At 63.3% G+C, this 11,871-nt stretch carries 12 protein-coding genes; 7 read left to right on the plus strand and 5 right to left on the minus strand.

Annotated features, from left to right (window positions below):
* Positions 1-89 precede the first annotated feature (89 nt).
* The 5 genes from AC5WS7_RS28910 to AC5WS7_RS28930 all read left to right on the plus strand — a co-directional run bounded on the left by AC5WS7_RS28910 (position 90) and on the right by AC5WS7_RS28930 (position 4,624).
* Complete coding sequence (locus tag AC5WS7_RS28910) at positions 90-1,178, plus strand: hypothetical protein (protein WP_495957745.1); 1,089 nt, start codon at positions 90-92, stop codon at positions 1,176-1,178.
* Positions 1,175-1,855, plus strand: coding sequence for a hypothetical protein (locus AC5WS7_RS28915; RefSeq protein ID WP_495957746.1), 681 nt, complete (start codon positions 1,175-1,177; stop codon positions 1,853-1,855). The genes AC5WS7_RS28910 and AC5WS7_RS28915 overlap by 4 nt, the downstream gene beginning before the upstream one ends.
* 85 nt (positions 1,856-1,940) lie before the next feature.
* Positions 1,941-2,990, plus strand: coding sequence for a DNA cytosine methyltransferase (locus AC5WS7_RS28920; RefSeq protein WP_495957774.1), 1,050 nt, complete (start codon positions 1,941-1,943; stop codon positions 2,988-2,990).
* A gap of 240 nt (positions 2,991-3,230) precedes the next feature.
* Positions 3,231-4,346 (plus strand): competence protein CoiA family protein, encoded by a 1,116-nt coding sequence (locus AC5WS7_RS28925; RefSeq protein WP_495957747.1) that lies wholly within the window; start codon positions 3,231-3,233, stop codon positions 4,344-4,346.
* A gap of 86 nt (positions 4,347-4,432) precedes the next feature.
* The gene (locus AC5WS7_RS28930; protein WP_495957748.1) at positions 4,433-4,624 is read left to right on the plus strand and encodes a hypothetical protein; all 192 of its coding nucleotides are present in this window, start codon (positions 4,433-4,435) and stop codon (positions 4,622-4,624) included.
* Positions 4,625-4,711: 87 nt separating this feature from the next.
* Here the strand turns inward: AC5WS7_RS28930 and AC5WS7_RS28935 are convergent, their stop codons facing one another.
* Positions 4,712-5,665 (minus strand): ATP-dependent DNA ligase, encoded by a 954-nt coding sequence (locus AC5WS7_RS28935; RefSeq protein WP_495957749.1) that lies wholly within the window; start codon positions 5,663-5,665, stop codon positions 4,712-4,714.
* Positions 5,666-5,977: 312 nt separating this feature from the next.
* Complete coding sequence (locus tag AC5WS7_RS28940) at positions 5,978-6,148, minus strand: hypothetical protein (RefSeq protein WP_495957750.1); 171 nt, start codon at positions 6,146-6,148, stop codon at positions 5,978-5,980.
* Positions 6,149-6,332: 184 nt separating this feature from the next.
* Between AC5WS7_RS28940 and imuA' the strand changes: the two genes are divergently transcribed.
* Positions 6,333-7,016 carry a DnaE2-dependent mutagenesis accessory factor ImuA' gene (imuA', locus tag AC5WS7_RS28945; RefSeq protein WP_495957751.1) on the plus strand — a complete coding sequence of 228 codons (684 nt, stop codon included), beginning with the start codon at positions 6,333-6,335 and terminating at the stop codon, positions 7,014-7,016.
* The gene (locus AC5WS7_RS28950) at positions 7,013-7,339 is read left to right on the plus strand and encodes a hypothetical protein (protein ID WP_495957752.1); all 327 of its coding nucleotides are present in this window, start codon (positions 7,013-7,015) and stop codon (positions 7,337-7,339) included. The genes imuA' and AC5WS7_RS28950 overlap by 4 nt, the downstream gene beginning before the upstream one ends.
* A gap of 103 nt (positions 7,340-7,442) precedes the next feature.
* Here the strand turns inward: AC5WS7_RS28950 and AC5WS7_RS28955 are convergent, their stop codons facing one another.
* The 3 genes from AC5WS7_RS28955 to AC5WS7_RS28965 all read right to left on the minus strand — a co-directional run.
* Positions 7,443-8,558, minus strand: a complete 1,116-nt coding sequence (locus tag AC5WS7_RS28955; RefSeq protein ID WP_495957753.1) for a TRADD-N-associated membrane domain-containing protein — start codon at positions 8,556-8,558, stop codon at positions 7,443-7,445.
* 1,420 nt (positions 8,559-9,978) lie between these two features.
* Positions 9,979-11,523, minus strand: coding sequence for a hypothetical protein (locus tag AC5WS7_RS28960; RefSeq protein ID WP_495957754.1), 1,545 nt, complete (start codon positions 11,521-11,523; stop codon positions 9,979-9,981).
* Positions 11,524-11,661: 138 nt separating this feature from the next.
* Positions 11,662-11,871, minus strand: a 210-nt coding sequence (locus AC5WS7_RS28965) for a hypothetical protein (protein ID WP_495957755.1), incomplete at its 5' end; no start/stop codon positions are given.

Below are 11,871 nucleotides of genomic sequence, written 5' to 3' on the forward strand. Positions count from 1 at the left end.
CGTTGATTCGTATGCGTCAAAGCAGTTGCCGCGCAGCAGTATCCGTCTGGCGTTGGTGCGTATTCATCAAGCCTGTGGGGAAGGCAGTCATGAGTTCGAGTAAAGGTTTCGGTCCGGTTCAGGCACCTCGTGAACTGGGGATGGCGGTATGGGAGTTCGAGGCCGCGCTGCGGCGCGGGTTGATCCCGCCGGCTGATCGTGGTGGCCGGTGGTCGGCGGAGGTGATCGCCGCCGCCGGCGGCCGCTGCGAGCAGATCCGCGCGCAGCTTCCGGACGGCCCGCCGATCGGAGCGGCCAGGTCCGCGGACCGGCTCACCGAACGGGTCGACGGCATCAGCGTGAGCCGCGCGGATGTGGAGATGCTCGCCGAGCGTGGTGTGCTGGATGCGGTCGACGGGTACAAGGGGTACCCGCTGTATGACCGTGCGGATCTGGACCAGGTCGCCGCCGAGCACGCCGAGCTGATCGCCCAGATCGTCGCTGAGCGGGAGGCGTGGGAGCTTGCCTCGACCCCGATCGAGCAGGCGTGCGCCGAGTTGGGGTGGAGCCGTCGAGAATTCGTGCGGATCGCCGAGCAGCGCGGTCTGACCGCGGGCCGGTTCGGGCGCTGGTCGTCCACCGACGTCGAGGCGCTGGCCCGGGATGAGGAACTGGACGAGCAGGTCCGCGGGGCCCGGTTGCTCGGGCCGGACCAGGTCGCCGAATACCTGCAGATCCGCCGCCGCGATTTCGACTACCTGACCGCAGCCGGATTCCTCACGCCCGCAACCCATGTCGAAACCGAAATCAGCCGCCGCCGATACGTGACCGTCGCGATGTACACCACGGCCTCACTCGACGACCTGCTTGCCATCCCTGGCATCGACTGGGAACAGCTCCGTGTCGTGCCGCGCGGTGCCCCGTCGCCGTTGCGCGAAGTCACCAGACTGCCGATTGCCCGCGCCACGCTGGTGCGCGGTGTGGCAGCGGATCTGACCGACGCGCACGGTGTCGAGGTGGCCGCGCGGTATGACTACCGCGCCGATACCTGGCGGCTGCACTGGACTCCCGGACCCGCCGGGGAACCCAGCCGCGCCACCGTGGTCGCCGAGATCGCCAGCCGTCCCGAGCTGCAGCCCCATCGCGGCGCGATCGCTCTGCACCCCACCGACCCCGGCGTCGGTCAGGAGGGGGCGTGAGTTCCATCACCAGCTCACTGGCGCTCGCGATCGAATCGGTGTGGGCGAATCTTCGTGCCCGGCATCCGGATGTGCCGGACGTGGTGGTCACGATGGCGTCGGGATCCTCCGGCCGGCGCGGGCTGCGGCTGGGCGCGTTCGGTGCGGATCGGTGGAAGCACGGGCAGCAGGTGCTGCCCGAGTTGTTCGTCGGTGCGGAAGGTCTCGCGTTCGGTGCCCGCGATGTACTCGCCACATTGCTGCACGAGGCTGCGCACGGCGCCGCGCGCACCCGAGGACTCTCCGAAACCAGCCGCGGCGGCGCGTACCACAACGGCCGGTTCCGTGACATTGCCCGGGAGTTCGGTCTCACCGTCGAACGCGACAAGCGGATCGGCTGGTCGATCACCCTCTTGCCCGAGCAGACCGCACACGAGTACGCCGACGACATCGCGACCTTGTCCGCGGCGATCGTGGCGCACCGCCGATCCGACCACGAACTCGCCGAACAAGACAACGGCGAGGACAGTGACGGGAAGGCGAAAGCGCCCCGTAGCGGTAGCGCGCTGGTGTGCGAGTGCACACCGCAACGCCGAGTCCGCGCCCACAAGAAGACCATCGACGCCGGACCGATCCTGTGCGGCGTCTGCAGCCAACCGTTCGCCGCACCGGTCGAGGGAGACGACGCCGATGCGTAGCGCCGCAAGTCAATTAGCCCTGCCCATTGAGGCGCATGCATCAACCACAAAGGAAGGATCGTCGAGGAGCCGAACCCCAGCGCCCATCGCCGCGGACACCGGATACACAGCTTCGGATTACTTCGCCGGAGCGAATGGGAGCACGACCGGACTGCGGCAGGCCGGGATCCGGGTGGTGATCGGTGCGAACCATTGGGATACCGCGATCCGCACGGCCCGTGCCAATCACCCGGACATCGAGCATGTCCAGGCGAACCTGTCCGAGACCGACTTCCGGAGGTTCCCGCGGACCGATATCGCCTGGTTCTCGCCGAGCTGTGTCTGGCACGCCCGATCCGGCGGCCGCAAGAAACCGCCGGCGGAGGTCGAGCGGCTGCGCGCCGACGAGGGCAGCATCGACCGCGCGACCGCGTTCGCCGTCATCGCCGCGACCGAGGTCCACCGCTACGAAGTCGTGGCCGTGGAGAACGTCCCGGAATTCCTGGACTGGACGCTGTTCCGGTGGTGGCTGGACGGGATGACCGTGCAGGGCTACAAGTATCAGATCGCGATCCTGGACTCGGCGGACATCGGCCCGAATCCTGTGCCGCAGCGCCGCAAACGCGCCTTCATCCTGTTCACCCGCGTCGATGCCCCGGACATCGACGTCACCGTCGATCCGGTCCAGCGGACCCCGGCCAGCGCGATCCTGTTGCCCGACCGCGGCAAGCTGGTCACCCGCCGCATGTACGTGACCCCGCAGTTCGAGGAGATCACCGAACCCAATGTGCCGCATCTGGTGACCTACCGGAACCACGCGCACGCGCGCCGCGCCGACCAACACCAGCTGGCGACCATCACCTCCGGCGGCAACCACCACGCCGTCGCGACCATCGACGAGGACGGCCGGGTGTATCACCGGTGGCTGACCAACCTCGAACGCGCACGCGCCCAAGGCTTCCCCGATGACTACCAGTTCCATGGCGGACACCGCGTCATCAACGGCAAACGCGTCGACGAGGTCCGAACCCAGATCGGCAACGCCGTGTCGGTCAACGTCGCCCGCTGGCTCGGACACCGAATCACCGCCGCCCTCAACCACACCCAGCCGACGCGTACCCGCTTCACCGATCCTGTGGAACGGATCGCCGGATGAAACCGCCCATAGCGCTCCTCACTTCCGGCTCAGTGACCGCCGGTCTTGCGGGCGAGCTGACCTTGCCGCGCACTGACCTGGGTTCCGTTACATCGACCGCTGCCCTACCGCCGCCATTTCTGTCCGTATCGCCGACCAGTTGTTGGTGACTCGAGTTACCTTCGGATACAACGTGTTTCGTTAGGCCGCAGGGGGTCGAGCATGGCTGGGTCGAGCGGGCGACTGTGTCCAGGTAGTGAAATGACCGCGGCGCTGGGGCCGTACGGGGTTCTCGCCGATGTCCGCGACGCCGGGTTCTTCGACGATTGGGAGGCCAAGAAGGGCCTGCAGTGCCTGCTGTGTGGCCACAAGGTGGAGCCGTACCACTCGAGGGTGGGCAATGTCTTCATTCGGCACGGTCGGGGGACACCGGCCGGGCGCCTGCCAGGTGGTGGAAGGGGGTCCGAGACGTTCGACCACGCCCGCCTCAAGCATTGGGCCCGTGATCGGCTCGAGCACTACGGATTGCGTGACGTCGCGGTCGAGCCTCACCTCGGCGATCAATTCCCCGACGTCTGCGGCACCAAGAACGGCGTCACCTACGCCGTCGAGGTGCAATGGAGCGACCTGGACGTGGACACCGCACGCCAGCGCACCGCCGGTCTGCGTGCCGCCGGCTGCGATCACGTCGTGTGGCTGACCCGCCACTGCGACTGGGTCGAGAAGCTCCCCGCGGTCGGTATCCGCACCTTCCGGCCGGACAGTCGCGACGGGTACGAAATCCACACTGGGGTCCTGTCTCACACGGCCGCCCGGCGACAGACGGGCCCACGTATGGCGGTGCGGCGGTGCTCGCTCGACCGTTTCCTGCAGCACTGGACCAGCAGCGGCACCGAGGAACTCGCCTGGGCATACAACACCGCCACGACCGCAGGATGGGCCACAGTGACCGACTGGGAACAACACACCAAAGACCAAGCCGACGAAATCGCCACGAAGAAACGGCAACTCGCCGACGCGCTACGGGAGCGCGATCAGCTCGAGCGTGACTTGCGCACTGCACGAGCCACCATCGCCAGTCACGCCGAGACGATCGACGATCAAGCCGACACGATCATCCGACAGCGGCGCACGCTCGGCGAACAGCACCTCACGATCACCAGCCAGGAAACCACGATCGAGGACGCAAACACCGCTCGCGCACGACTCGGCGGCGCCGTCGACGATCTGCAAGCCAAGCTCAACAAAGCACGACAGGACCAGAAGGCGAAGACGACTGAGATCGAACGGCTGACCGGCAAAATCCACACCCGCAAGATCGCCATCATCGCGTTGGCCGTGCTGTGCGCCGTCCTGGTCATCGCCTGCCTGTTTTGAACACCTTGATTCTTATGCATCAACACCGAGGCTCCGGCCCGAGGCCGGAGACCCCTGTCCGGCTCACCCGAACGAGGAGGATTGATATGCAGCGCAACCGATTCGACGCGCCCTGCGTCGACTGCCGGCGGATCGTCGGCCCGAACCGCGGATTCATCTACGACCCGGGCGGGGCGAACCTCGTTGCGTGCGACGAATGCGTGTACGTCGCCTACGGAATCCAGAAAGGGTGGCTGGCAGCACTTAAGCCACCGCTTACCCGCGACTCTGGCCTCTAGCTGGCGTAATCGCGCCCCGTCTCCTCTCACAGAACGGGATGTCCTGGCCCGCCACCCGTTTGTTTGATCGGCCACCGCGGCTCTCTGTCAGTCCGGGAGACCGACCTCGTGTGGGTCTTGGTCGGCGCGGATTCCGGCCCAGCTGGGGTGGCGCAGAGTGGTGGTGAATTCGCGGTAGTACACCGTGGCCACCAGATCGGGCTCGGTCCAATACGTCGGCGCGGCCCCGAACCGCGGCGGCGCCGCGAACGGGCTCGTCTCGCGCGCGAGGTCGTCCAGGCGCGCCTGCAGTATCCGTCGCTGCGCCGCGGAGAAGCCGGTGCCCACGTTGCCGATGTGGACGAATTCCCCCGCCCTGCTGTGCGCGCCCAGGATCAGCGACCCGAACAGGCCGCCGCCGTGACTGCCCGGGATCCAGCCCGCGACAACGACATCCGTGGACCGGCGTAGCGGTGTCTTGACCCACAATCGTGACCGTTGTCCCGGCCGGTAGACCGAGTCCAGGCGTTTGGACACGATGCCCTCCAGGCCGTGCTCGGCCGCGACCTCGAGCATCCGCGCTGGCGCGATATCGGTCCAGTACGGCGGCACCTGCACCAGCGCGCTGGTCAGCCCGAGCCCGGTCAGCAACTCTCGCCGCACCGTGTAAGCGCGGCCGATCAGGTCGGTGTCGTCGAGCTGCAGGGCGTCGAACACGAACAGCTGCACCGGGATCGAGGCGATCAAACCCGCCGAAGGGCGTGCGGTGTGCATGCGGTGCTGCAACCGGCCGAACGACGGAACACCCGATGGCAAATGCGGGGCGACGATCTCACCGTCGAGGATGAACCGCTGGCCCGCCGCCAGCCGGGTCAGGTCTTCGGCCAGTTCCGGAAACGACGCCGTCGCTACCCGACCGTTGCGGGAATAGAGTCTGGCCTGCACACCGTCGAGCACGGTGATGGCGCGCATGCCGTCCCACTTCATCTCTACCGCCCACAGGCCCGAAGGGGCCGGCGGCCGTCCTGCGGTCGCCAGCATCGGCGCTGGCACACCCACCACAAACAGTCAGCGTACTGGTAGCAACATTTTTGGGAGCCGATCCGGCGGTCACGACGTCGAACAGGTATGAGCATCGATCGAGAATCACTCAGCCGGGCCGGGCTTGATCCCGACGACGACGATCTCGCCACCCAGATCCGGGTCCGGGACCTGCTTATCTGCCACGGGATGTGGCGGCGCCAGTGGCTCGGTCGCCCACCGCTGTGCGGCATCCCCGACCGGCGAACTCGGGAATGATCCCGGAACCGGTCGGTGATGTCGACATCGTTAGATGTTCGCAGGTATCGGCGACCCCCGGTGTCGGTGCCGCGGTCACTCGATCGGGAAGACCTCATCGAGACGCATCGAGAACGGGTACCGGCCAGGAACATCCTCGACCGACTGGATGAGCACGTGAGTCTCGTCCTCGACCTGGAGCACCTCGAACACGGACACCCCATGCTCACCGATTCGCACACGCTGCCCGACACCGATTTCGATCACGCGTCAACAATACCCACCATCATTCGAACACACGTACGAGCGGGTGTGTCGGGCGCCTGCCTGTCGACTCGGCGGGAGCGGATGCAACGTTCGATGATCTATCATCGAACGTATGTTCGATTCTAGTGGAGCTCCGTCAGCTGCCGGCCGACGCGAGCAGCAGCTGACCGAACTTCGCACCCGCATGGCGCAGATCACCGGCAAAGTGGGCGCGACATCGCAGGCCGGGGTGCACTCCGTGGATGTCATCGCCGTGTCCGGTGGGATTGGTGACCTGCTCCCGCAAGGCGGTCTGGTGCGGGGATCGGTTGTTGCCTGCCATGGTTCGACCGGCGTGCTGCTAGGGCTGCTGGCGGGGGTGACCGCGACTGGGCGAGGTGCGGCGGTGATCGGCGGGCGGCGGCTCGGTCTGCTGGCGGTCGTGGAGATGGGCGGTGATCTGTCTCGGTTGCCGATCATCAACCCCACCGGCGGAGACCCCATCGAGGTCGCGTCCGTGCTCGCGGATGGCGTCGAGGTCGTGGTGCTCGATCCCGGCAACCGTCGCGTGGCAGTCCCGCCCGCTCGAGCACGCACCCTTACCCAGAGGATCCGCAGTCAACGGGGCGTGCTGATCTGTACGGAGAAGGTCACCGGGTTCCGGCCGGACCTGACGATCCGCTCCCACGTCACCGCCTACATCGGACTGGGCCAGGGGTTCGGCCGGCTGCAGAAGATGATGTGCGCCGTCGAAGTCTCCGACCGCAGCGCACGCACGCGCCGTGCGGAACTGCTACTCGCTGCTGCTGAATCGGCCGACTACACGGCCTGGACCCGCGTCTCGACGGGCGAAGTTCAAGCCGCGCAGAGATGGAGCCACACCGGATGAGCGGTGCCGCGGACAGTGTGCGGCGACTCGTTCCGCCGCGCGCGGTCCTGGTCGATCCTGCCCGGGTGTGGGTGCTGCCGCGCACCGCGCCGCGGCAGCAGTCGATTGGGATGCGAGCCCGCAGTTTCGACACCCAGCCTCCGGGTGGCAGAGATTTGTCATGGGTGCCGGCCACGCAATACTCATGGTTATTGCTCTACACCGCTGGAGCCGTGTGGTACGCGGAGATCGAGATCACTTTGCGTGCCCGCAACGCGCATCGGGAAGTCACTGTGCGGCAGTGGGTTCCAGCCGACGCGGTCAAGCCGTCCACCGCCGGATGAACTGCGGCACTAGCCTGAAACCCCGTCGCGGCTCGCCCCGGCGGGGTTTGTAGTATTCAGCTTAAGAAGATAACCTGTACACGCTTACTTGGCTCCACTGGCGCTATATTTCGTTTCCGCCAAGAATGGCTTCTTTCGATACTTCAATGTCGGCCGTTGCAATCACGTTCACAAGCCTCGAGATTGCTATATTTCTGGTGCTATTATCCAAGCTAAGGGCCATGCTGTTAGAGACTAGATACCGCTGCATTCTATCCAGTCGGACATGAAAAAGATTTAGCTGCGCCGAAGCCCGTCCGTACAGCCAGAAATTTACCCCAGACACTACCTCAACTATACCGCCACCGAGGCCGGTAATTACCGCCGCCGTGGTTGAGGGCTCTGACATCACGGCAAACAATACCGCTACAGTGAATAGAGCCAGACCTATTGTCGCCCCCGCAACAGCCGACCAAAAGCTTCGGTTCGCTTGTTTTAGCACGTTTTCGTAGTAACTTTCGGTCAGCCTCAGCTGCAACGAAGCGATGCGTTGAATATCCGAAGGATCGGTATTAGCCAATTCTTCCAACGCTGGCGGTAGTGCGGTTGCTTCTTCGGGGTATAACTTTCTTATATATGGAATTGACACTTTCGGCTGTGGACCTTCTGTGTCATCAACAGTTTCTAGCAGTCTTCCCAGGATCAGCGCCACCGATAGCACGCCAATCTGACCGTTACCATTAACTCCTATTGCAACTCCTACCAGGTTGCCCTGGTAAAATATGGGCGCTCCAGCAATCTCGGTGCCATCGGCAATTGCCGACGGATCGAACGGTGTGAAGTCAACAATTCCATAGACGTGGTTCGTAATATCCAGAGTGCCAGGGACCTCTTTTGGAGACTGGGCGTCCTGCATCCTCCCGGTACTCTCCGAAATCAATGCCAAACAATTCTCTCGATATGGCCCATAGCCTCGTAAATCCCCTATAGGAGGGTGCTCTTTGGATTGGTCAGCTAGCACGAGTACAGTTACGATTAGTCCGTCCTTAATTTCGACAGGCAACCATTTAACAATCGACAGCGAATGCTTCGTACCAAAAGGCATTAGCCTAACTTCAGTGCTATCCTTCGGCACCTCTTCGATGAATGTAACGTAGCATTCTAGCGAAATCTGAACCGCAGTTCCTATCGGCCTATCGTCAAACGCCAATACGGCGACGAACCTCCCCAAGTCAGCCATGGGCCAACCGCCTCCTTTTTGTAACGAAAATTGCGGATAATTCTATGACTAAGTCAGGTTCCGGAGAATTCACGCAGTCTCCAGGATTGGACTTCGTCGCTGGTCAAATAATCGATCGGCGCGTTGCAGAGTAGCGACGGTGACATCGAGCATGATTGTGAGTGGGCGCAAACTTGGCGAGAAAGTGGCCCGGAAAGCGCCGTCTCCTGTACTCACAAGGTTCGTCTGAGTCGTTACCGTATTAAACGCCCAGAACTTGCCGTGCGACATTCCCGAAGTAGCTCGCCAAGCCAATTGCAGAGACTGCCGAGTCGCTGGCCTCTCATCTATGGAAGAGACCACCGCACCATAGCCGCGAAATTCACAGTTCCTGCGATCCAGACCCAATCTTTCGATAACAGGATCCATGGACCGTATTCGTTCCTCTGTTGATCCTTCCGGGTCCGGCACCCCGGCACATCGGATCGCTTTCATAGATTCGGTCGCATCGTTCCGCTCGATAGCTACTCTTCGCTCTAGACGCGATACTCTCTCGTCTGGAGCCAACAACCACACGGAAGTTGCCGCAGATTCGAGTGCGGCTCTAAGCAGCACATACGGCGCGAAATGTTGTTGGCCCTCATGTTTTAGCAGCTGATGAAGTCCCCACAGGCAATCCAAACTGTGGCTCATATATCGCTCCACGCTGCTCGCCACCAATATCTCGGGCATTATTACGTGGTCACGTTTTAGCGAACTGTACTCATGAATCTCATATCTGTTTCGAGCAGATTTCTCAGAAATCGGCGCAACAGCGCGGAACAGGTCTCTTACGAGGTCGAGCAGAGCGTCTTCATCGACTTCACGAGCGGAATCATCCCCGGCCGAACCAGGCCCAGTATCAGTCATGCTCGCGTATCGCCGCTACTGACACGAACGTTGCTGCCCCCCGCGTCTCCGGTTGCCGCTCGGGCAGACACGAACCTAATGAACCTTGGCACTCGTGAACCACAGGGGCTCCCGGCTCAAGCGGTAGTTCCCTTCCCAAGCAGTAGGTGCCCCGGTCCAGGGAGTCTCCATAGCTATCACCCGGGCGGTAATTCGACCATCGGTCGACTGAGCCCACTCGAGCTCAGCGGAGGGGCTCAACTGGAGTCTATGACCGCAAGTTCGCTACCTTGCGGCCTACTTCTTCCCAGACGCTAATCCGCTACGGAACTCGACCCCCTTGACATCGATCACGGGACGTGAAGTCGGCCCATCGAGCGGAGGTGGGCGAGGAGACCTGTTCGGAGTCGAGAATATCTGCCGTGCAAAAGGTCTCATCGAATTTGCTGCCAGCAGGCCAGAGGCGACCCAGTTTGTTGCAGAGGTTGGACGGTAACGTCGAACCGGCTCAAACGCTCGCCGCATCGTCAGCCCGCATGCGGTCACAACGCGCTCAGGCGTCTTTGGCCGGCCAGTTGTCGAGCTCGATCCATTTTCCGAATGGCGGTTTGCTCGACGACATCACGATGATCGCGCGTTCTATCAGGCTTGCGTGGTCGTAGCGCTCGACCTCGAACCCCGCCCCCGGCTCATCGCTCGGGTTGCCGTTGAAAATACGAAGTCCGCCGGGCTGACGCTCCTCTGCGGCGCGTCTCTCCATTTCGGACGCCCCAGGGAAACCCTCAAGGTAGACGGCGCCGGAAACTTGCCTCCGCGCGGAGGTCCACCCGCCGTCGATGCGTTTCCAGATCTTGCTGGCCGGGCGCGGCGCTACGGGCTCGGTCACGCCTAGCACGGGCGCCTCGGTCGCGTGGTCGTTCACCTCTGCCGAGGACTCCGTCGGCGGTGACGCTGGCGGCAGCTGCTCGTCGGACGGCAGCGGATTGGCGTCCAGCCACAACTGGAGTGCCTGATCAGTGATCGCCTTTCGTTTCTTCCGCGGGATCCGGAGGTCGACTGCTCGCTGTTTCACAGTTTGAACGAGTTGCGGCGTGGCAGGCCAGGGGACGTTGGTCTGTGCACCGGCCGCAACCCTGGTCGGAGGGCGCAGGAGTTCCTCTCGAGGGAAGAGGTCAATCAGCGACTTCATCTGCCCGATCGTGATTTCAATCTTGCGCTGATCTGTGCACCAAGGAAGGATGGTGTTTTCGCTGCTCTCGTCCGCGATCCCGCGGTTGTGCACGACGTCGTTGCGGATCGCTCGGATGTCTCCGAAAATCGGAATTCGGATGTCGAACCGGTTCCAAGGCTCGCCATCGGGTGCGGCCCCGTGCGCGGCCGCTAGTCGGCCGCGATACTGCTCGTCCCACAAAGCGAATATGTATACGAACCACTGGCTGTAGAGCATGTATTGCAGCTGCGGGTATCGGTCAAAGCTTTCGGGTCGAGGTCTTCCGTCCGAGCCCAGCAGAAACGTCATGTATCCGGCATCTGTGGCCTGCACGACATAGCGCACGTGGACGCGTCCGGGCCCGTCTGCGGGCACGAGTTTGAAGGTCCGGATATCGAGGTAGTCGCCTCCGCCGCGCTCCCATTCGGCGATCTTGCCCACTACTCCGGTCTGGCCGGTGAGGGTCAGGGCCAGCGAGAGTAGGTAGTCACGTTCGAACTCGGCGACAACCTCCTCCAAGGAATCGGGGCCGTTCTCGCTCTGTTCGATGGCTTCGATGGCCGTATCGACTGCCTTGACGACGGCGGTGCAGTCAGACGCGACTTGGTCGGTCATCACCGGTTGCGGACGGGTGAGGAGGGTCCGGACTGCTCCGACTGCTTCGGCCAGTGCAACTCCGAAAGATGTCTCCGGAAGACCTGGGTCTTTGTCGTACTCCCGCACCAAGTCGCCGAGTTCCGTTTCCCACAGCGACTGTTGGAAGCTGGGCACGAACTTCGTCGGCCGCGGGCCAAGGCTGGTCTGGTGCCGCGCCGTGTCGGCGAGGAATCGAGCGCCCTGGAGGGTCCGAATCCACTGCCGGCGTACTGCTTCCGATCTGATGGACATCGTGTGTTGCCTATCCGAGTTTCCAGTGCCGTTCAGGCATTTGCTCATATGTAGCAGAGCCGTCGAGCGCGCGCTCCTGAATTTCAGGCTGTGGCCCGATTTGCGCTGAGCCCCCGACTATCACACGAGGCCGCTTGGTCAGCTCAACAGGTACGGCATGGAATCACATACGCCCCATGCCTCGACGGGGTGCAGGAGGCGGGGAGGCCAGGTCACCGCACGCGGATCAGGCCAGAGCGGAACCAGGCCACCACGAAACGCCAACGTGAGATTCCACGTCTGGTTTCCGAGGACCGGGTCGATGATGGTGTGAAGAAGCAGCGCGCCGAGTCCGATAGTCACCGTGAG

The organism is Nocardia sp. PLKS1-43 (genome assembly GCF_059510335.1).

What these genes read in the sequence shown, in the direction of transcription:
- AC5WS7_RS28930 (WP_495957748.1), top strand. Translation starts at nt 4,433, where the DNA reads ATGCAGCGCAACCGATTCGACGCGCCCTGCGTCGACTGCCGGCGGATC.
- AC5WS7_RS28960 (WP_495957754.1), bottom strand. Translation starts at nt 11,523, where the DNA reads ATGTCCATCAGATCGGAAGCAGTACGCCGGCAGTGGATTCGGACCCTC.
- AC5WS7_RS28950 (WP_495957752.1), top strand. Translation starts at nt 7,013, where the DNA reads ATGAGCGGTGCCGCGGACAGTGTGCGGCGACTCGTTCCGCCGCGCGCG.
- AC5WS7_RS28955 (WP_495957753.1), bottom strand. Translation starts at nt 8,558, where the DNA reads ATGGCTGACTTGGGGAGGTTCGTCGCCGTATTGGCGTTTGACGATAGG.
- imuA' (WP_495957751.1), top strand. Translation starts at nt 6,333, where the DNA reads ATGGCGCAGATCACCGGCAAAGTGGGCGCGACATCGCAGGCCGGGGTG.
- AC5WS7_RS28910 (WP_495957745.1), top strand. Translation starts at nt 90, where the DNA reads ATGAGTTCGAGTAAAGGTTTCGGTCCGGTTCAGGCACCTCGTGAACTG.
- AC5WS7_RS28925 (WP_495957747.1), top strand. Translation starts at nt 3,231, where the DNA reads ATGACCGCGGCGCTGGGGCCGTACGGGGTTCTCGCCGATGTCCGCGAC.